General features: G+C 48.2%; 17 protein-coding genes. All 17 read left to right on the top strand.

Annotation, left to right across the window (positions count from 1 at the left end; all coding sequences use genetic code 11):
* The first annotated feature begins 26 nt into the window (after positions 1 to 26).
* The 17 genes from KNO99_RS03940 (at position 27) to KNO99_RS03860 (ending at position 22,140) form a co-directional block, all read left to right on the top strand.
* Entirely contained in the window at positions 27 to 1,727 is a 1,701-nt protein-coding gene (locus KNO99_RS03940) for a proline--tRNA ligase (protein ID WP_214745427.1), read from the top strand.
* A 74-nt stretch (positions 1,728 to 1,801) separates the two neighbouring features.
* Positions 1,802 to 6,094 carry a PolC-type DNA polymerase III gene (locus KNO99_RS03935; RefSeq protein WP_214745424.1) on the top strand — a complete coding sequence of 1,431 codons (4,293 nt, stop codon included), beginning with the start codon at positions 1,802 to 1,804 and terminating at the stop codon, positions 6,092 to 6,094.
* Between the two features lie 119 nt (positions 6,095 to 6,213).
* Positions 6,214 to 6,684 (top strand): ribosome maturation factor RimP, encoded by a 471-nt coding sequence (gene rimP, locus KNO99_RS03930; protein WP_015881425.1) that lies wholly within the window; start codon positions 6,214 to 6,216, stop codon positions 6,682 to 6,684.
* Between the two features lie 14 nt (positions 6,685 to 6,698).
* Positions 6,699 to 7,862 (top strand): transcription termination factor NusA, encoded by a 1,164-nt coding sequence (gene nusA / locus KNO99_RS03925; RefSeq protein WP_214745422.1) that lies wholly within the window; start codon positions 6,699 to 6,701, stop codon positions 7,860 to 7,862.
* Entirely contained in the window at positions 7,859 to 8,134 is a 276-nt protein-coding gene (rnpM, locus tag KNO99_RS03920; protein WP_198930016.1) for an RNase P modulator RnpM, read from the top strand. The genes nusA and rnpM overlap by 4 nt, the downstream gene beginning before the upstream one ends.
* Positions 8,131 to 8,427, top strand: coding sequence for a YlxQ family RNA-binding protein (locus tag KNO99_RS03915; protein ID WP_015881428.1), 297 nt, complete (start codon positions 8,131 to 8,133; stop codon positions 8,425 to 8,427). Before rnpM ends, KNO99_RS03915 begins: the two co-directional genes overlap by 4 nt.
* A 21-nt stretch (positions 8,428 to 8,448) precedes the next feature.
* Positions 8,449 to 10,650, top strand: a complete 2,202-nt coding sequence (gene infB / locus KNO99_RS03910; protein ID WP_214745421.1) for a translation initiation factor IF-2 — start codon at positions 8,449 to 8,451, stop codon at positions 10,648 to 10,650.
* Positions 10,651 to 10,668: 18 nt separating this feature from the next.
* On the top strand, positions 10,669 to 11,016 hold the full coding sequence (rbfA, locus tag KNO99_RS03905) for a 30S ribosome-binding factor RbfA (protein WP_015881430.1): 348 nt from the start codon (positions 10,669 to 10,671) through the stop codon (positions 11,014 to 11,016).
* A gap of 42 nt (positions 11,017 to 11,058) precedes the next feature.
* Complete coding sequence (truB, locus tag KNO99_RS03900) at positions 11,059 to 11,973, top strand: tRNA pseudouridine(55) synthase TruB (protein ID WP_251130940.1); 915 nt, start codon at positions 11,059 to 11,061, stop codon at positions 11,971 to 11,973.
* A 16-nt stretch (positions 11,974 to 11,989) separates the two neighbouring features.
* Entirely contained in the window at positions 11,990 to 12,916 is a 927-nt protein-coding gene (locus tag KNO99_RS03895) for a bifunctional riboflavin kinase/FAD synthetase (protein WP_214745417.1), read from the top strand.
* 124 nt (positions 12,917 to 13,040) lie between these two features.
* Positions 13,041 to 13,310 (top strand): 30S ribosomal protein S15, encoded by a 270-nt coding sequence (gene rpsO, locus KNO99_RS03890; RefSeq protein WP_074034662.1) that lies wholly within the window; start codon positions 13,041 to 13,043, stop codon positions 13,308 to 13,310.
* 130 nt (positions 13,311 to 13,440) lie between these two features.
* Positions 13,441 to 15,657 (top strand): polyribonucleotide nucleotidyltransferase, encoded by a 2,217-nt coding sequence (gene pnp / locus KNO99_RS03885; protein ID WP_214691847.1) that lies wholly within the window; start codon positions 13,441 to 13,443, stop codon positions 15,655 to 15,657.
* Between the two features lie 51 nt (positions 15,658 to 15,708).
* Complete coding sequence (locus tag KNO99_RS03880) at positions 15,709 to 16,926, top strand: M16 family metallopeptidase (protein WP_214745415.1); 1,218 nt, start codon at positions 15,709 to 15,711, stop codon at positions 16,924 to 16,926.
* A gap of 84 nt (positions 16,927 to 17,010) precedes the next feature.
* Positions 17,011 to 18,471, top strand: coding sequence for a UDP-N-acetylmuramoyl-L-alanyl-D-glutamate--2,6-diaminopimelate ligase (locus tag KNO99_RS03875; RefSeq protein WP_251130939.1), 1,461 nt, complete (start codon positions 17,011 to 17,013; stop codon positions 18,469 to 18,471).
* Between the two features lie 3 nt (positions 18,472 to 18,474).
* Positions 18,475 to 19,728: a lipid II:glycine glycyltransferase FemX gene (locus tag KNO99_RS03870; RefSeq protein WP_214745413.1), complete on the top strand. Its 1,254-nt coding sequence runs from the start codon at positions 18,475 to 18,477 to the stop codon at positions 19,726 to 19,728.
* Positions 19,729 to 19,739: 11 nt separating this feature from the next.
* Positions 19,740 to 20,378, top strand: a complete 639-nt coding sequence (locus KNO99_RS03865) for a M15 family metallopeptidase (protein ID WP_371743039.1) — start codon at positions 19,740 to 19,742, stop codon at positions 20,376 to 20,378.
* A 94-nt stretch (positions 20,379 to 20,472) separates the two neighbouring features.
* A complete protein-coding gene (locus KNO99_RS03860; protein ID WP_214745410.1) occupies positions 20,473 to 22,140 on the top strand; it encodes a ribonuclease J in 1,668 nt (555 codons plus the stop codon).
* Positions 22,141 to 22,175: the final 35 nt, after the last annotated feature.

The following is a 22,175-nucleotide window of genomic DNA, read 5'->3' as shown; positions in this document are numbered from 1 at the left end:
TGTAGAGAAGGGAAACGTTGAACTGTATGAAACAATCTAGATTGCTCATGCCTACATTGAGAGAAGTACCGGCTGACGCGGAAGCGGTCAGCCACCAACTTCTCGTCCGTGGAGGATTCATCCGTCAAAATGCGGCAGGAATCTATTCTTATCTTCCACTCGGACATAAAGTGTTACACAACATCCAAACAATCATCCGTGAAGAGATGAATCGTGCGGGTGCACAAGAGTTATTGATGCCGGCCATCCAACCGGCAGAACTTTGGGAAGAGACAGGACGATGGGGCATTTATGGTCCTGAGTTGATGCGCTTGACTGACCGTCATGACCGTCGTTTCGCACTCGGTGCGACACACGAAGAATTGATCACGTCAATCGTCCGAGACGAGCTCAACTCGTATAAAAAACTTCCGATGAACTTGTATCAGATTCAAACGAAGTATCGCGATGAGCGTCGTCCGCGCTTTGGATTGCTTCGCGGACGTGAGTTCTTGATGAAAGATGCATACTCATTCCACGCGACACAAGAAGGCTTAGATGAAGAATATACAAACATGTATAACGCGTACTCACGCATCTTCGACCGTACAGGTCTTAAGTATCGTCCGGTCGTCGCAGACTCTGGAGCAATCGGCGGGAAAGATACGCACGAATTCCAAGCGCTCGCTGATATCGGTGAAGACACGATCGTTTATACCGATTCATCGAACTATGCGGCGAACATTGAAATGGCAGAAACACTCGACCGTTATGAGATGCAACAAGCTGACGTACGCCCTCTCGAGAAAGTGGACACGGAAGAAAATCGCACGATTGAAGACGTAGCGAAATTCTTGAACGTCGATCCGAAGACGACCATCAAATCTGTCCTATTCAATGTGGATGGAGAGACGGTGATGGCAATCGTTCGTGGCGACCATGAAGCGAACGAGGTCAAAGTGAAGAATGCACTCGGTGGACTCGATATTCAACTCGAAGATGAGGCTAAAATCGTTGAGTTGTTCAAGTGTGCACCAGGTACGCTCGGGCCAATCCATGCGCCAGTTAAAGTCGTTGCCGATTATGCGGTCAAGTATCTCGTAGACGCTGTTTGTGGAGCGAACGAAGCGAACACGCACTACACAGGCGTAAATGCCGAGCGTGACTTAGGAGAATTGACTTATCATGATTTACGTTTCGTCGTCGAAGGCGACTTAGCACCTGACGAGTCGGGTCCTGTTCGTTTCGCTCGCGGAATCGAAGTCGGACAAGTCTTCAAACTTGGGACACGTTATTCAGAGGCGATGGGAGCGACATTCTTAAACGAAGAAGGTCGTGCTGAACCACTCATCATGGGTTGCTATGGAATCGGTGTGTCACGGACACTTTCTGCCATCGTCGAACAGCATCATGATGATCGTGGAATCATCTGGCCACGAAACGTGGCGCCGTTCGATCTTCATTTGATCGCAATCAACACGAAAGATGAGGCGCAAGTTGAACTTGCAAATCGTCTTTATGAAGAGCTCGGCCAAACGTACGATGTCTTGTTCGATGATCGAAAAGAACGAGCGGGCGTCAAATTTGCCGATGCAGACTTGATTGGTCTTCCGATTCGCGTCAACGTCGGGAAAAAAGCCGGTGAAGGAATCGTTGAAGTAAAAGTACGTGCCACAGGCGAAGTGATTGAAACTTCAATCGACGAATTGAAACAAGTCATCACTTCAAAATTTAGCGAAGTTCATTAATTAATGGATGAAGGTGACAGCGTAAGCGGTCACCTTCATTTGTCGAATTGGCATAAAGGGGGAAAGACGGACCCGTGGAAGCAAATCAAAAGATGCAACTATTATTAAGTGATCTTGGGATCACGACTGAGACAGACCTGTTCGATGAAGCGGAACTCTCACGACTCGTCGTCAATAAAAAACGACGCACGTGGACGTTTTATTTTACATTTCCGACAGTCTTACCGTACGACGTCCATCAATTGTTCATGAGTCGGTTAGAAAATCGGTACGCGACGTTCGCTGACGAAGTGTACGCGCGGTTCTCGACAGCAAAAGGTGGGAGCGAGCAGGACTATATCGACTACTGGCCACGAATCGTCAGTGAATTGAGTCAAGTGTCCGGAGCGATGCGAAGCTATTTCGGATCGGTCTCACCGCGATTTGAACAGAATAAATTGTTGATCCCGGTACGCTCTGGACCTGAGGCGAGCTATGTGGACAAAGAGCTCTGTCAAGAAGTCCAAGCGCTCTATAGCGCTTATGGGTTCACGAAAAAACCGTGTCAGGCACACTTTTCTGAAGACGCCGAAGCCAGTCAGGCTTTACGTGAACAAGTGGTACAAGAAGATATCGAGCAAGCGAAAATGGCGCTTGCGGCACAGTTCGCTAAAGCGACGGAAACGAATGATGAGCCAATCACAGAGATTCGGATGGGTGCGCTCATCAAAGATGAGATTGTCCCAATCAAGACAATCATCGAAGAAGAGCGCCGTGTCGCCATCCGTGGTCTCGTCTTCTCTGCGGAGCGAAAAGAGCTGAAGAGTGGGAAAAAGCTATTCACTTTCAAAATGACCGACTACACCGATTCGCTCATCGTGAAAGTGTTTGCGCGCGATGACGATGACGACCGGATGCTCAGTGCCGTCAAGAAGGGCATGTGGATTCAAACGGCAGGACGAGTCGAGGATGATTCATTCATGCGTGAACTATGCATGATGGCGTCGCAACTCCAAGAAGTGAAAGTCGAGCCACCCCGAGATGAGTGGGAAGGTGAGAAGCGGGTCGAACTCCACGCACATACACAGATGAGTCAAATGGACGCAGTCACGAACGTGTCCGCTCTCGTCGCGCGTGCCGCGAAGTGGGGACATCGTGCGATTGCGATTACCGACCATGCTGGTGTCCAAGCGTTCCCAGAAGCGTATTATGCCGGGAAGAAAAATGACATCAAAGTGTTGTACGGAGTCGAGGCGAACGTCGTCAATGATGGCGTCCCGGTCGCATATCATCCAAGTGATGTGTCATTAGATGATGCAACATACGTCGTCTTTGACGTCGAGACGACGGGACTTTCTGCCGTCTACAATAAAATCATCGAGCTCGCAGGTGTCAAAATCAAGGACGGAGAGATTATCGACCGCTTTGAGGCGTTCGCTGACCCGAAACATGCGTTGTCGGCGACGACAATCGAGTTGACGGGAATCACGGATGACATGGTGCAAGGACAACCTGACCCAGAAGTCATCACGAAACAGTTCGTCGAATGGTGTGGTGACAGTATCCTCGTCGCCCATAACGCATCGTTCGACATGGGCTTCCTCGAGGCGACACTTCGGAGCGGAGGTCATGAACCGGATGATTACCCGGTCATCGATACACTCGAGCTGGCTCGTACGTTGATGCCGACCTTGAAGAATCACCGACTGAACACCCTTGCGAAGCGATTCGATATCGAATTGACTCAGCATCACCGTGCGATTTATGACGCGGAAGCGACAGCGTATTTATTGATGAAACTTCTCGACCTCGCCAAACAGATGTTTGAGATGACGACGCATCGCTCGTTGAACGCCAAAGTCGGGAGTGACGTGTCGAAGATTCGTCCGTTCCATGCGACGATTTATGCGAAAAATAAAAAGCCGGGACTTCGCCACCTATATGAACTCATTTCACTCTCTCATATCGATTATTTGTATCGGATGGCACGGATGCCGCGGTCAGAGCTCGTGAAGCGTCGTGAAGGACTATTGATTGGTTCGGCTTGTGACAATGGTGAGATTTTTGACGCTGCTTTGAACAAGTCGGATGATGAGCTCGAGAAGATGATGTCGTTTTATGACTTTATCGAGATTCACCCACCAGCGCTCTATCATCATTTGATTGATAAAGAGATTGTCGCGAATGAGATGGAGCTCCGTGAGATCATCAAACGAATCATCCGTGTCGCGGAGAAAGCCGAGTTGCCGGTATGTGCGACAGGAAATGTGCACTATCTGGACCGGTCCGACCGTTCGTATCGTGAGATCTTGATTCGTACCCAAGGTGGGGCGAACTTCATCAATACACGTAAAGAGTTGCCACATGCCCACTTCCGGACGACGAAGGAAATGATGGAAGAATTCAAGTTTCTAGGTGACGACTTAGCACGTGAAATCGTCATCACGAACCCGAATGCGATCGCCGATCAAATCGAATCAATCCAAATCATCCCGGATGACTTATATACGCCGAAAATTGAAGGCGCGGATGACGAGGTTCGGAATATGAGCTACGATATGGCCCGTTCGATTTATGGGGACGAGCTTCCTGAGATTGTGGAGGCACGTCTAGAAAAAGAATTGAAATCGATCATCGGTCATGGATTCGCGGTCATTTACTTGATCTCACATAAACTTGTTAAGAAATCTCTAGACGACGGGTATTTGGTCGGGTCGCGTGGATCGGTCGGATCGAGTCTCGTCGCTACGATGACAGAGATCACCGAGGTCAACCCGCTACCGCCGCACTATGTATGTCCAAACTGTCAGCATTCGCACTTCTTCAATGACGGGTCTGTCGGTTCAGGATATGACTTACCGGACAAAGAGTGTCCGGAATGTGGCACATGGTATACAAAAGATGGACATGATATTCCGTTCGAAACGTTCCTTGGATTCAAAGGGGACAAAGTACCAGATATCGATTTGAACTTCTCGGGTGAATATCAACCACATGCCCACGCCTATACAAAAGTGTTGTTCGGAGAAGAATATGTATATCGTGCCGGTACGATCGGAACGATTGCCGATAAGACGGCATATGGGTACGTGAAAGGATATGCGACCGAGAACGACAAGATTTATCGAAACGCGGAGGTCGATCGTCTCGTCTCCGGGGTCACCGGCGTGAAACGGACGACGGGGCAGCACCCGGGTGGAATCATCGTTGTCCCTGACTATATGGACATCGCGGACATCTCACCGATTCAATATCCGGCGGATGACAATTCGTCTGAATGGAAGACGACACACTTCGACTTCCATTCCATCCATGACAACTTATTGAAGCTCGACATTCTCGGGCACGATGACCCGACCGTCATTCGGATGCTCCAAGACTTATCCGGGATCGATCCGAAAACGATTCCGACAGATGATCCGACCGTCATGAAAATTTTCTCCTCGCCAGAAGTACTCGGAGTGACACCGGAACAGATTGAGTCGAAGACCGGCACACTCGGGATTCCTGAGTTTGGGACGAAGTTCGTCCGTCAGATGCTTGAAGAGACGAAACCGTCCACGTTCTCGGAGCTCGTTCAGATTTCAGGTCTGTCTCACGGAACGGATGTGTGGCTTGGGAACGCGAACGAACTGATTTATAACGGAACGTGTGAACTAAAAGACGTTATCGGTTGTCGTGATGACATCATGGTCTATTTGATTTACGCAGGGCTCGAACCATCGTTCGCCTTCAAAATCATGGAGTCCGTCCGTAAAGGAAAAGGTCTCACAGACGAGATGGAGTCAGAGATGCGGGAGAACGACGTGCCGGAATGGTATATTTCTTCTTGTAAGAAGATCAAATACATGTTCCCGAAAGCGCACGCGACGGCATACGTCTTGATGGCCGTTCGAATCGCGTATTTCAAAGTGCATCATCCTATCCTGTACTATGCGACCTACTTCACCGTGCGCGCCGGGGACTTTGACTTATCTGCGATGATCAAAGGTCCTCAAGCCGTCCGTAAAGCGATGTCGGATATCCGTGAAAAAGGCTTCGACGCGACAGCGAAAGATAAAGGATTGCATACGGTCCTCGAACTTGCCCTCGAAATGCTTGAGCGGGGCATGAAGTTCCAAAACATCGACTTGTATCGTTCAAGCGCGACAGAGTTCTTGATTGAGGATAATACGTTGATTCCTCCATTCAATGCGGTCGATGGGCTCGGAACGAATGCGGCAAAAGCGATTGTCGAAGCGAGGGAGGAAGGGCAATTCCTTTCGAAAGAAGATTTACGCAAACGAGCGAAGTTGTCGAAAACCGTCATCGAGACACTTGATACGATGAAATGTCTTGAAGGCTTGCCTGATGAGAACCAACTCTCATTCTTTGATTTTGGGGTGTAAGTTGCGATTTGTCGGGAAAATATGATATATTGGTATCGAACAAAGTTGGATACTACGACGGAAAGGAGTAGGGAACCCTACTCCTTTCTTGTATGTAAAAGCCAGAAGGAGGGATGAGAGTGTCCAAAATAACAGAAGTCGTTGAATCGATTGCGTTGCCAATCGTCGAACGAGAAAACATGGAATTGGTCGATGTGGAATTCGTAAAAGAAGGTCCAGACTGGTTCTTGCGCGTTTATATCGATAAACCAGGGGGCGTCGATTTAGACGATTGCGTCAATATCAATGAACAACTCTCGGAAAAACTGAACGAAACCGATCCGATTGAACAGGCTTATTATCTTGATGTCTCGAGTCCTGGTGCGGAGCGTCCGCTTAAAAAGCCGAGTGATTTCGAACGTGCTGTAGGCAAAAACGTCTACATGAAAACGTTCGCTCCGATCGATGGTGCCAAAGAGTTTGAAGGAATTTTGACGGCATATGATGGGGAAACGGTCGTGATCGAGACACGCATCAAGACGAGAAAAAAAGCGGTATCGCTACCGGTAGACAAAATTGCACAAGCCCGCTTAGCGGTCACGTTTAGTTAAGGAGAGGGAAGAAGATGGGTCCACAATTACTCACTACAATCGAACAGATTGCCAAAGAAAAAGGAATTGACAAAAATATTATTATCGACGCTCTCGAACAAGCGCTCATTTCTGCATATCGCCGAAACGTCGCGAACCCGAACGAGCATGTGAAAGTCGAATTCGACCAGGTGACAGGAGACATTCGTGTCTACGCACTTTTAGAAGTCGTCGAACGTCTCACACAACCAGACCAACAGCTCTCGCTTGAGGAAGCACATGAAATCGACCCGAACTATGAACTTGGTGACTTCCATAAAGAAGAAGTCACACCAAGTGATTTCGGACGTGTCGCAGCGATGACGGCGAAACAAGTCGTGACGCAGAAAATGCGTGAAGCGGAGCGTGAACGCATCTACAATCACTTCGCAGACAAAGAAGACGAGATCATGACAGGGATTGTGGAGCGCTTTGACCCGCGCAACTTGTATATCGGTCTTGAGAACAACATTGAAGCGGTCCTCACTCCGAACGAACAAATGCCGAACGAGTCGTATCAAATTCATGACCGTATCAAGGTATACGTGACAAAAGTTGATTCGACGACGAAAGGTTCAGGTGCTGCGATTCAAGTGTCGCGTACGCATCCGGGACTTTTACGCCGTTTGTTCGAACTTGAAGTACCTGAGATTTCAAACGGAACAGTCGATGTCATGTCTGTATCGCGTGAAGCAGGTGACCGTTCGAAAATTGCTGTGCACTCGGATATCGTTGACCCGGTCGGCGCATGTGTCGGACCGAAAGGGCAACGTGTCCAAACGATCGTCGATGAGTTGAACGGTGAGAAAATCGATATCGTTCGTTGGTCTGAAGACCCGAAAGAGTTCGTTCGAAACGCACTCAGCCCGGCACAAGTCGTTGCCGTCTATGTCAATGAGCCTGCGAAGTCGACGACAGTCGTCGTACCGGACTACCAATTATCACTCGCGATTGGAAAACGTGGTCAAAACGCTCGTCTCGCAGCGAAATTGACTGGTTGGAAAATCGACATTAAGAGCGAGACAGATGCGGAAGCACTCGATTTGTTCGATACGTTCGCTGAAAAAGTTGAATCAGAACCAGAAATTGTTCAAAATGAAGTTGAACAAGACTTATCAGATGCTTCAGTTGAAACAGCTGTGGTGAAAGAAGAGGAATGACCATGAAGCAAAAGAAACTTCCTTTGCGTAAGTGTGTGGTCACACAAGAAATGCTCCCGAAGAAAGAATTGATTCGTGTCGTTCGAACGCCTGAAGGTGACGTGGTCATCGATCAGACGGGTAAAGTGAACGGTCGCGGTGCCTACTTATCAAAAGATATCGATGTTGTTCGTCAAGCAGAGAAAAAACGGACGCTCGATCATCATTTGAAAGTGAAAACGAGCGATGACTTGTATGAGCAGTTGAAAGCTGTCGCAGGTGACGAATCATGAGTCAGTGGGAATCATTGTTAGGCCTTGCCGCTCGAGCAAGGAAAGTAACGATGGGAGAAGAGTTTGTATTAAAGGATGTGCGAGCGGGTCGTGCCAAGCTCGTCATTCTAGCCGGAGATGCAGGTGCCTCGACGAAAAAACGAGTCACCGACAAGTGTGCATCTTATCAAGTGCCGCTGATTGAAGTGAGCGATCGCTATACGATCGGTGCTGCACTTGGGAAAGATATGCGTGTCGTCGTATCGGTGACAGAATCCGGATTTGCGAACAAGCTTAAGCAACTTCTCTCTTAACTATTAACGGAGGTGGATGCTTTGGGAAAACGCGTCTATGAATTTGCAAAAGAACAGAATGTAACGAGTAAGCAAGTCATTACTCAACTAGAAAAATTGAACAAACCGGTGAAAAACCACATGGCCGTCCTCGATGATGAGACAGTCAAACAGTTGGACCGTGTGTTCAATCCAGAAAAATATCGCGCTGAGAAGCAAGCTGAAGCGAAAGCGACTTCAACTTCAAACGAGCCGAAACAAGAGAAAAAAGAACAGTCACGTCCGCAAGCGGCGCAACAAAACCGTGGCGGTCAAAACAATCGCGGTGGTCAAAATCGTAACGACAACCGCAACAACGATCCGCGCAATAAAAAGCGCGGAAAAGGGAAAGGTAAAGGCAAGCCGGTAAAAGCGGCCGTGCCACAAGAAGCCGATCCAAATTCGAAGACAAGTCAGCGTAAAGCGGCTCGTCTCGCTCAAGAAGCAGAGATGGGGAACGTCATCAAGTATGAGGATGTACTCAGCGTCTCTGCCCTCGCAGAGAAAATGAACAAAAAGCCAAACGAAATCATCATGAAGTTGATGGGTCTTGGTGTGATGGCGACAATCAACCAGACACTCGATGACGAAACAATCGAATTGCTCGCTTCAGAGTTTGGTTTTGAAGTAGAAAAAGAAGTCGTCGTCGATGAGACAGACTTCGAAACAGTTGAGATTGATTTCTCACAATATGACCTTGAAGAGCGCCCAGCGGTCGTTACAATCATGGGTCACGTTGACCACGGTAAAACGACACTCCTTGACTCGATTCGTAACACGAAAGTCGTTGCAGGAGAAGCTGGTGGGATCACGCAGCATATCGGTGCGTACCAAGTGTCTGTAAACGACAAGAAAATCACATTCCTCGATACGCCAGGTCACGCGGCGTTCACAACGATGCGTGCACGTGGTGCGGAAGTGACAGATATCGCCATTATCGTCGTTGCGGCTGACGATGGCGTCATGCCACAAACAGAGGAAGCGATCTCGCATGCGAAAGCAGCGAACGTTCCAATCATCGTTGCGGTCAACAAAATGGACAAAGAAGGGGCAAACCCTGACCGTGTTAAACAAGAATTGACAGAGTTCGGTCTCATTCCGGAAGAGTGGGGCGGCGAAACGATTTTCGTTCCGATCTCTGCGATTAAAGGTGAAGGAATCGATGAGTTGCTCGAGATGATTCTTCTCGTATCTGAAGTCGAAGAATACAAATCGACGCCAGACATGCCAGCTCGTGGATCAGTCATCGAAGCAAAACTCGACAAAGGTCGTGGACCTGTTGCAACGCTTCTCGTTCAACACGGTACGCTTCGTATCGGTGACCCAATCGTTGTCGGTAGCACGTTCGGTCGCGTCCGTGCAATGGTCAACGACATCGGTCGTCGTGTGAAACAAGTCGGTCCATCTACACCGATTGAAATCACAGGTTTGAACGATGTTCCACAAGCCGGTGATCAGTTCATCGTGTTTGAAGATGAGAAGAAAGCACGTGCAATCGGGGAAAAACGTTACCAACGTTACCTCGAGTCACAACGTCGTGAATCAGCGAAAGTCAGCCTTGACGACTTGTTCAGCCGTATTCAAGAAGGTGAAGTGAAAGACTTGAACGTCATCATTAAAGCAGACGTACAAGGTTCAGCTGAAGCATTGGCTGGTTCACTCCGCAAGATTGATGTCGAAGGCGTCAAAGTTAACATCGTTCACCAAGGTGTCGGTGCCATCACAGAAGGTGACGTCATCCTCGCTTCAGCGGCGAACGCTGTCATCATCGGTTTCAACGTTCGTCCTGACGGTAACGCCCGTTCAATGGCTGAACAAGAAAATGTTGAAATGCGTCTCCACCGCATCATCTACAACGCGATCGAAGAAATTGAGAGCGCGATGAAAGGGATGCTTGACCCTGAGTTCGTCGAAGAAATCACTGGTCAAGTCGAAGTCCGTGACGTCTTCAAAGTATCGAAAGTCGGTACGATTGCAGGTTGTTATGTGACTGAAGGTAAAATCACACGTGACGCGGGTGTCCGTGTCATTCGTAACGGAATCGTCGTATATGAAGGCAAGCTCGATACGCTTCGCCGCTTCAAAGATGACGTAAAAGAAGTTGCGACTGGTTATGAATGTGGGATTAAAGTAGAGAAATTTGATGACATCAAAGTAGAAGATGTTATTGAAGCGTTCGTCATGAAAGAAGTCGAACGTAAATAATGTGAGGAGGGATCACGTATGAAAATTCGTGCCCAACGTGTTGCCGAGCAAATGCGTAAAGAGATTACAGATGTCTTGTTACGGGAAGTGAGTGACCCACGTACAAAGAACGCTACAATCACGAGCGTTGATGTGACAGGGGACTTACAACAAGCAACGGTCTACTATACGGTGCTCGGTGATGAGGAAGATGTGAAAGCAGAAACGCAAGCAGGTCTCGACAAAGCGAAAGGATTTATCCGTCGCGAAATCGGGAACCGCATCCGTCTTCGTAAAACACCAGAAATCTCGTTTGAATACGATTCTTCGGTCGCATATGGTAGCCATATCGATTCATTGATTCGTGATTTGAACAAAGACCAATAATTTGAAAGGGGAGACATCGTTCTCCCTTTTTTGTATGGAGGGATGAAGTTGGAACCGAACGGAGTGCTTGTACTCGATAAGGACCGAGGCATGACGAGTCATGACTGCGTGTTCAAGTTACGAAAGTTGTTTCAAACGAAAAAAGTGGGTCATACGGGCACGCTTGACCCGGAAGTGACAGGCGTATTACCAATCTGTTTAGGACGTGCCACGAAGTTATCTCGTTTTATCACGGATGAGGGCAAGCGTTACGTGGCCGAGGTGACAATCGGGACGGCCACTATGACCGAGGACGCTCATGGCGAGGTCGTAGAACAGAAGACGGTCACACCGAATAAGTTGGACGAGTCACAGATTGATGAAGCGATGCGGCAATTGGTCGGAAAGATTGAACAGATTCCACCTTATTATTCAGCGGTCAAGGTCAATGGGAAGAAACTGTATGAGTACGCCCGCAAAGGCCAAACCGTGGAACGCCCCCGTCGGATGGTCGAGATTCACCGTCTGAAGCGGACGAGCGAGTTAACGTTTGAAGAAGGAGTATGTCGTTTCCAAATGGAAATCGATTGCGGAAAAGGAACGTACATTCGTACCCTCGCCGTACAAATCGGGGAGAAACTCGGTTACCCTGCTCATATGAGCGAACTCAGACGGACGAGTTCTGGGTCATTCGAGGAGGCACATGCCGTATCGCTTGAAACGCTACAGGCACTCGAGACGGTCGAAGAACGATTGGCGCATGTCATCCCACTCGAAGAGGTCATCAAACGTTGGCCAGCCATCACGATTCCAAAGAATCGAGAGCGGTATATTCGGAATGGTGGCAAGCTGAACGGCGTTTCGCTCGAATTTGAGTTATTTACTGTCTATAATGAAGAAGGAATCCCTCTTGCTTTATATCGAAGACAAGATGGAACGACAGACGCTACAGTCGAGGTCATGCTGGCCATCGACTAAGGGGGAAATTGACAGTATGGAAACAAGACATCTCACCTATCCAGAAACGCCTGACCTGTATCCATCGGTCATGGTACTCGGTTTTTTTGACGGTGTTCATAAAGGGCATCAAGCCGTGATCAATCATGCGAAGCGTGTCGCGGCGGAGCATAACCTTCCGGTGACGGTCGTCACGTTCGACCCACACCCGAAACAAGTACTCTCAAACAAACCAGACGCGGTCCGTTATATCACACCGCTATCCCGAAAATTAAAACGAATCGAAGCGCTCGGGGTCGAGCGATGTCTCGTCTTGACGTTTACGAAAGAGTTGGCTGGATTATCTCCTCAACAGTTTGTCGACGATTATTTGATTGCTGCTGGAGCCGTACACGTGACGGCAGGATTTGATTACTCGTACGGCAAGTTCGGTGAAGGGACGATGGAGACTCTCCCATACCATTCTCGCGATCAGTTCACGACGTCCATTGTTACAGAACAGACGATAGATGGAGAGAAGGTATCATCGACGCGAATTCGTAAGCTATTGGCTGAAGGCCACGTTGATGCAGCTCAAGAGTTACTTGGTGCCCCATATGTCATCTGCGGTGAAGTCATTCACGGAGACGCGAGAGGTCGTACAATCGGGTTCCCGACAGCAAACGTGTTGATGGACGCCTCATATGTCATGCCACGGCTCGGCGTATATGCGACACGTGTCACGCTCCCTGATGGTCGGACGTTCGAGGCAATGACGAATGTCGGGCGTCGCCCGACGTTTTATGAGACGGGAGCGGTCTCTGTCGAAAGTCATCTCTTTGACTTCTCGGAGGATTTGTACGGGCAAGTGATCGAGATCGAGTGGGTTCAGTATATTCGTAACGAGCGAGCGTTCGATGGATTAGATGCATTGGTCGCTCAACTGAAACAGGATGAGGTATCGGCACGCTCAATCCTATCTTGACTTTCGGTTGCGGTTACGCTATCCTTGTCAAGTACGCAAAGTACACCGTTTCGCTTGGCTGGTCGATTCACCAACGCCGGCTCGGCAACGCGGCAATTTTTAATTAAATGGAGGTGGAGAGGCAATGGCACTCTCAAAAGAACGTAAAAACGAAATTATCGCGGAATACGCGACTAAACAAGGTGACACTGGTTCACCGGAAGTACAAGTGGCAGTGTTGACTGAACAAATCAACACATTGAACGCTCACCTTCGTACACACAAGAAAGACCACCACTCACGTCGCGGTCTCTTGAAAATGGTTGGACGTCGTCGTAACTTGCTTACGTACCTTCGTAACAAGGACGTTACGCGCTACCGTGAATTGATTCAACGCCTCGGTCTCCGTCGTTAATCGATCGAGACTGTTTAACGGGCTGGGACAACGTCCTAGTCCGTTTCTTGTTTGTTAAGAGGAAAATGATTAGACATTCGTAAGATAGAGTTACATAATAAACTAGATAAGGTTTGAGAGGAGAATGTACATGTTAGGTACGAAACAAGTATTCTCTACAGAGTGGGGCGGACGCCCATTGTCTGTAGAGGTCGGTCAACTTGCGAAGCAAGCAAATGGATCGGCGCTCGTTCGCTATGGTGACACGGTCGTCCTTGCGACAGTAACGGCTTCGAAAGCACCAAAAGATTTAGACTTTTTCCCATTGACGGTCAACTATGAGGAAAAACTATACTCGGTAGGTAAAATTCCAGGAGGATTCCTTCGCCGTGAAGGACGTCCAGGGGAAAATGCGATTTTGACATCACGTCTCATCGACCGTCCGATTCGTCCACTCTTCCCAGATGGATTCCGTCATGACATTCAAGTCATGATTTATGTCATGTCGAACGATCCAGACTGCTCGGCGGAGATGGCGGGAATGCTCGGAACGTCAATCGCACTCTCGATTTCAGATGTACCATTCGATGGTCCAATCGCAGGTGTGACGGTCGGACGTGTTGACGGTGAATTCGTCGTCAACCCAACGACAGCTCAAATGGAGAAAACGGATCTTGAACTTCAAGTTGCAGGTACATCGACTGCCATCAACATGGTTGAAGCTGGCGCGAATGAAGTGCCAGAAGATGTCATGCTTGAGTCGATCTTGTTTGGGCATGAAGAAATCAAACGTTTGATTGCGTTCCAACAAGAGATTGTTGATGCAGTCGGCAAACCGAAGTTTGAATATACGGTCTCGAAATACGATGAGGCACTCACAGCAGAGCTTGAAGCAGCTCGTCCTGAAATCGTTGAAGCGGTTCAAGTGGAAGAGAAACATGCCCGCGATGAAGCGATCAACGAAGTGATTGCGAAATACGTGGCGATGTATGAAGAGCGCCTTGCTGATGAACCGTCGAAACTTGGTGAAGTTTCGGGCATCTTGAACAAATTCGTCAAAGATGAAGTCCGTCGCTTGATCACGGTCGACAAAGTCCGTCCAGACGGTCGTCGCCCGGATGTCATCCGTCCGCTCGCATCAGAAGTCGGATTGCTTCCACGCGCACACGGTGTCGGTCTCTTCACACGTGGTCAAACACAAGTCATGTCGGTTGCAACACTCGGTGTCATCGGTGATGCGCAAATCATCGACGGAATCGGCTTAGAAGAGAACAAGCGCTTCATGCACCACTATAACTTCCCACCGTTCTCGGTCGGTGAAGCACGTCCGGTCCGTGCACCAGGTCGTCGTGAGATTGGTCACGGGGCACTCGGTGAGCGCGCACTCTTGCCAATCATTCCAAAAGAAGCAGACTTCCCGTATACGATTCGTCTCGTCTCGGAAGTACTTGAATCAAACGGTTCAAGTTCACAAGCTTCAATCTGTGGCTCGACGCTTGCCTTGATGGATGCAGGTGTACCAATCAAAGCGCCGGTCGCTGGGATTGCCATGGGCCTCATCATGGAAGGGGAGCACTACACGGTCTTGACAGATATTCAAGGTCTCGAAGACCACCTCGGTGACATGGACTTCAAAGTTGCCGGAACGAAAGATGGGATTACAGCCCTTCAAATGGATATCAAGATTGCTGGAATCACGCGTGAAATCTTAGAAGAAGCGCTTGAGCAGGCACGTGTCGGTCGTCTACACATCCTTGACCATATGCTTGAAACATTAGACACACCACGTACACAATTGTCGAAATATGCACCGAAAATCGTGACGATGACAATCAATCCGGATAAGATCCGTGATGTGATTGGACCAGGTGGTAAGATGATCAACAGCATCATCGACCAAACAGGTGTCAAGATTGACATCGAACAAGATGGTACGGTGTTCATCGCCTCGACAGACCAAGAAGGCATTGATCTTGCCATGAAGATGATTGGGGACATCGTTCGCGAAGTCGTCGTCGGTGAAGTATTTGATGCAACGGTACGCCGCATCGAGAAGTTCGGCGCGTTCGTCGAACTCTTCAAAGGAAAAGATGCACTCGTACACGTTTCAGAATTCAGTCTCGAGCGTGTCGCAAACGTTGAAGACGTTGTGAAGCTCGGTGATACGATTCAAGTCAAAGTCACGGAAATCGATGATAAAGGTCGTGTCAACGCGTCGCATAAAGCGCTCATCTTAGAAGGCTTATCTCCTGAAGAGCGTGAAGCGTATGAAGCGAAACGGAAGGCTGCACGTGAAAGCCGTCCACCTCGTGAAGGCCGTCCGCCACGTCGTGACGGGGACCGTCGTCCACCGCGCTCGACAAATTAATTATTCTGGCCATCGTCTTGGTGCGATGGCCTTTTTCATAGGAGTGAGAATATGGAATGGATGACACTACAAAATGGTATCCGCGTCATCATCGAACCGATTGAAGGTTCTCGCAGTACGTCAACAGGTGTCTTTATTAAAGCTGGGACACGAACAGAGTCATTTGAAAACATCGGAATCAGTCATTTGATTGAACATATGTTATTTAAAGGAACATCGACGAAAAACGCGAAAGAAATCGCTTCCTTTTTCGATGAACTTGGTGGAAGCGTCAATGCCTTCACCTCAAAAGACCATACTTGTTTTTACGTGAAGACGCTCGACGAGCATGCGGTCATGGCGCTCGACGTCTTGACGGACATGTTATTTGATTCGGTACTCGATGAGACAGAACTCGAAAAAGAGAAACGTGTCGTCGTGGAAGAAATCAAAATGTATGAGGATACGCCTGAAGATCTCGTACATGAGCTATTGGCAGTTGCAGCATACCGTGACGATATTCTCGCACAACCAATCCTTGGAACGGAGGAGAGCGTCAATCGATTGACACGCGACCAACTCGTCGATTATTTACAAGAACGGTATGTGGCAGAAGAAATCGTCGTCTCCATCGCAGGACATGTTTCTGAAGAGTTGATGGAGGCAGTGAAGCGTAGGTTTGCCAACATCCCTTCTAGGGAATCGTCGAAAGAACTCAATCAACCAGAACTGTTCCATGATACGTTGACGAAACGTAAGGAGACAGAGCAAGCACATCTCTGTTGGAACTATGAGGCCATCTCGGCAACGGATGATCGTTTACCGCACTTGGCACTGATGAACAACGCCATCGGTGCAACGATGTCCTCACGGTTATTTCAATCGATTCGTGAAGAAGAAGGTCTGGCCTATTCGATTTATTCGTACTATACGACGTTCGCCGATCATGGGACGTTTACAATCTATGTCGGAACATCTTCAGACACGTTGAATCAAGTCGAAGTCATTTTAGAAAGAGAATTGAAGCGTTTGTTCGAAGAAGGATTGACGGATGAAGAAGTCGATAAAGGGAAACGCCAATTGAAAGGTTCGCTCGTTCTCGGGAATGAAAGCTCGAGCGCTCGGATGAATCGGAATGGTCGGAACTTGTTACTACTTGATGAAGTGGAGCCGATTGAACAAGTGATTCAAAAAGTGGAGAAAATCAAGCGTGATGAGGTCAATGCGTTGATTCGTGAAGTGTTGACACATCAGCCAGCGAAGTCATACGTCCTCCCAAACGAAGCGTGACTTGAAACCGAATTGTAAGTTCTCTACACTGATTAAGAGGTATTCTTTAGTTTGGATAGGATACAGGTGAAAGAAGGGAAAGACTTGAACTTAACGGACTTAGTGAAGACGATACAACTCATTAACCAACCAAATCTTGAAGGCATCGTGGTGACTCACGTGACAACCGATTCTCGGGAAGTAGTCCCAGGAACGTTGTTTGTCGCCATCAAAGGCTATACGGTCGATGGACATGAATATGCGACTCAAGCAGTGGAACGAGGGGCAGTGGCAGTTGTTAGTGAACGACCGCTCGAACTATCGGTTCCAAACTTGATTGTGCGTGACAGTTCTCGCTCGGTCGGACTTTTGGCTTCGGCGTTTTATGCGTATCCTTCTGAACAGATGCGACTGTTTGGAATCACTGGAACGAATGGTAAAACGACGACGACCACGATTTTACGAGATGTCCTAGACGTTCTCGGACACTCGACTGGCCTGATCGGCACTGTCGAGGTACGAATCAATGACAAGGTCGTACCGAGCAAGAATACGACACCGCAAAGCTCAGAACTGCAACAACTACTGGCACAAATGCGTGATGAAGGTGTGACGGACGTCATGATGGAAGTCTCTTCACACGGTCTTGAACTCGGTCGTGTCATCGGTACGGATTTTGATATCGTCGGATTTACGAATTTGACGCACGATCATCTCGATTTTCATGGAACGTTTGAAAATTACGCCCGTGCAAAGGGATTGTTGTTCGCTCAACTTGGTCAAATGGCATCACGTGGGAAGGTTGCCGTCTTGAATGCGGATGATGCACAGAGCGCTCTCTATGAGACGATGACAGGTGCTAAAGTGTTGACATACGGAATCGACACAACGGCCGATTTAATGGCGTCAGAGATTGAACAGACGTTGTCTCAAACGAGCTTTGTGTTGAACTATCAAGGCAAACGCCTACCGGTGACCGTACAGTTTATCGGTCGTTTCAACGTGTATAATTTGTTGCTTGCGACAGGTTGCCTCCTCGCAGCAGGATACTCATTAGAACAAATCGCTAGAGCGCTTGAAATGATTCATCCAGCCAAAGGACGCATGCAGCGCCTAGACGTGCCTGGGTATAACGTATACGCAGACTATGCCCATACACCCGACGGCATCGAACAATGTTTGAAATCGCTCGTCGGTGTACCAAAAGAGAAGATTGTCTTTTTAATCGGTACAGGCGGAAACCGTGACGTGACAAAACGTCCGGCAATGGGTGAGATGGCATCGACTTACGCTGGGACAGTCATTATTACAACGGACGACCCGCGTTTCGAAGCATATGAATCCATTACAAAAGGAATTGCGGCCGGAATGACACATGACAACTATGTGGAAATCGGCGACCGGGAAGAAGCAGTCCGTTACGCGGCAAGTTTAGCCAAACCAGATAATATCATCGTGTTAGCAGGAAAAGGGCATGAAAAATATCAAATTATCGGAAACGAGAAATTGCCACTCGACGAAGAGGCGATTGCCCGAGCGACCATTTTGAATACGGAGGAAGCATGATTTATGGCAGTACAACCAATTACGTTGACAGAAAAAGAACATGACGACTTCGTCAAAGCACATGATCGTGGTGATTTATTACAACTATCAAGTTGGGGAGATGTAAAACGACAGAACGGATGGACGTCGGAGCGCGTTGCGGTTGCCCGTGACGGCTTAACGACCGGTGCGGCGTTACTGTTATTTAAGCGCGTGCCGAAATTACCGTATACGTTATGTTATGCCCCACGCGGATTTGTAGTGGATTATGATGACGTGGCGTCTCTCCAGGCACTTGTAAAAGAGACGAAGCGAGTCGCTGCAAATCACAAGGCGATTGTCGTCAAAATCGATCCAAACATCGACCGTGATGAGATCCCGGGCCTCTTAACGGAAATGGAAGCCGTCGGATTTCATCATAAAGGGTACGGGGGTGGCTTTGACTATGCGCAACCTCGTTTCACGATGGAGACAGATTTACGACCGAGTGAAAAAGAAATCTTTGCGAAATTCCATCATAAATTCCGTTATAACGTCCGGTTAGCGGAGAAGAAAGGCATCGTCTGTAAAGAAGTCGGGCGAGACGGGTTAAAAACGTTTGCCGACCTCATGAAAGTGACGGGAGAACGTGATGGATTTGCCATTCGAGGTCTCGATTATTTTGAGAATCTATATGATTGTCTCCAACCGAACGATGCACGACTCTTTTTGACAAAGCTCGAACCGAAAATTGCGCTCGATCAGCAACAAGCGACGCTTGAAAAAGCAAAAAAAGAGTTGGAAAAGATTGAACGTGGTTTAGAGAAGGAGACGGTCGAAAAGAAACGGACAAGCCTTCTTAACCGTAAAGAACAGACAGGGGCTCAAATTCAAAAAGCTGAGCAGGCGTTACCTGAGCTCATCGAACTGAACAAGACTTATCCGGATGGACTCGTGTTGTCAGGTGGGCTATTGACACTTGCAGGACGACGTTCGTATTACTTATATGGTGCCTCATCGAATGAGTTCCGTGAGTTCATGCCGAACCATTTGATGCAGTGGACGATGATGCAAGCGGCGAAAGAGAGCGGAGCTGAACGATATGACTTCGGCGGCGTCTCAGGCAGCACAGACCCAGATGATGAATATGCGGGTCTCTATGCCTTCAAGTCCGGATGGGGAAGTGACATGATTGAGAAAGTCGGAGAGTTCGACCTCGTTTTAAACCGTCCTCTATATCTGGCACTCGAAAAAGGATTACCAATCCTTAAAGGACTGCGTAAACGGTTAAGAAGATGAGGTGGACCGGCGTGTTATCACTTGCGATGGTCGCCTTCTTGATTGGGATTGTGCTGGCTTATTTTTATATGCAGCCCCAACCTGTACCTTGGGTGGATGAGCCGACGTTTGAAGCGAACATGTGTGTGCGGGACATAGAGGCAGAAAATACAATTTTGGCAAGAACCAATATTGATTTCGACCGACTTCATCCGCAAGTTGCGGAACGGGGAGCAATCTTTGTGCGCTTGGCACATTCTTGTCTCGATCTCGAAGTTCGATTGACGTCAGGGTATCGTTCAGCAAAAGAACAGAACGCATTATATGCGCAAGGTCGGTCTGAACCTGGACAAGTCGTGACGAACGCAAAAGCAGGTCAGAGCTATCATAATTATGGACTTGCAGTCGACTTTGTCATCATCCATGACAATAAAACGGATTATGACTTAAGTACGGACCGCAATCGTAACGATATACCAGACTGGCAAGAGCTCGGAGAATTAGGAAAGGCGCTTGGTTTTGAATGGGGAGGCGACTGGAACTCATTCCCTGACTATCCACATCTCCAAATGGACTTTGACTTGTCCATCCGACAACTTGACGCAGGGAAACGCCCGGACAAAGAAGCGGTCGCACCGCTTGCCGATACTCTAAAACCTCTACTAGATTGAACGGAAATGTTGGCAATGAAGCCGTTTTCCGATACAATATTCAGTAGCGATAAGGGACGAAACAGAATATGAAACATTTAGGAGGTTTTTGTTAGTGTCAAAAAAGAAGACAGAGAATATTAGCGTCTTTGCGCTTGGAGGCGTAGGCGAAATCGGAAAGAACATGTACGTCGTGGAGCTAGACGACGACATCTTCGTCATCGATGCCGGTCTCATGTTTCCAGGCGATGAGATGCTCGGGATTGATATCGTCATCCCAGACATCACTTATTTAAAAGAAAACAAGGATTGCGTCCGAGCGATTTTCATCACACACGGTCACGAAGACCACATTGGTGGACTCAGCTACGTCTTACGCGATTTAAAACACGTTCCGGTATATGGGACAAAATTGACTCTCGGGTTAATTGAACTGAAATTAAAAGAGGCCGGTTTGTTGAAAGAAGTCGACCTTCGCATGATTGATGCCAAAACGAAATTGACTATCGCTGATCATCTCGTCACGTTCTTCCGCGTCAATCACTCGATTCCCGACTGTGTCGGTGTTTGTATTCAAACATCTCAAGGTGCAATCGTCCATACCGGAGATTTCAAGTTTGATTATACGCCAGTCGATGGGAAACAATCCGATTTCAATAAATTAGCAGCGATTGGACAGCGCGGTGTACTTGCGTTACTTTCTGATTCGACAAACGCAGAGCGTCCGGGTCAAACTGGTTCAGAATCGATTGTCGGTGCTGAATTGAACGATGTGATTTATCAAGCCGAAGGTCGTGTCATCGTAGCGTCATTCGCGTCGAACGTCCATCGTTTACAACAAGTTTTCGCAGCTGCAGAAGCGAATGATCGTAAAGTAGCGGTTGTTGGCCGCAGTATGGTCAACATCGTCGAAGTCGCACAAAAATTAAACTACTTACGTTTCAAAGCGAAGACACTTGTCGAGTTGTCGCAAGTAAATCGTCTTCCTGATAACAAAGTCGTCATCTTGACGACGGGATCTCAAGGAGAGCCGATGGCTGCGTTGACGCGTATGGCACGTAACGCGCATAAGCAAGTGAACATTCGTTTGAACGACACAGTCGTCATTGCGGCGACACCGATTCCAGGGAATGAAAAGTCGGTTTCGAAAACGATTGACTTATTGTTCCGTTCTGGGGCAAACGTCATTTACAACCAACGTAAAGTTCACGTATCCGGACACGGTTCGGCAGAAGAGTTGAAGTTGATGCTCAACCTCGTCAAACCGAAATACTTCTTACCGATTCACGGGGAATACCGGATGCAAATGGCGCACTCGAAACTCGCTGAACAAGTAGGTGTCAAACCGAACAACATCTTCATCGTCGAAAAAGGAGATGTCGTCGAGTTCACAGGTCGAAAAGCCCGGATGAGCCGAAAAGTTCCTGCGGGTAACGTTTTGATTGATGGGATTGGCGTCGGTGACGTCGGGAACATCGTCTTACGAGACCGTCGTTTGTTATCACAAGATGGGGTCGTGCTTTGCGTGGTCACATTGAATCGGAAACAGAAGAAATTGATTTCAGGACCTGAACTCATCTCACGTGGATTTGTGTATATGCGCGAGTCGGAAGAAATGATTTCAGAGGCAAACCGTATTGTCACGAAACAGATTGAAAAGAGTCTGCAAGCTGGCAGTGATTGGACCGAATTGAAATCAAATATCCGCGAGCGACTTAGCGTCTTCTTATTCGAGCAGACGAAACGTCGTCCGATGATCTTGCCGATCATCATGGAGATTTAATGGAATGAGAGTGAGGCAAAAGTCATCTGACTTTT

The sequence above is a fragment of the Exiguobacterium sp. s189 genome (genome assembly GCF_018617615.1).
Lineage (GTDB): Bacteria > Bacillota > Bacilli > Exiguobacteriales > Exiguobacteriaceae > Exiguobacterium > Exiguobacterium aestuarii_A.
Note: the sequence above shows the minus strand (reverse complement) of the source record. Positions and strands in the feature narration are given on the sequence as shown.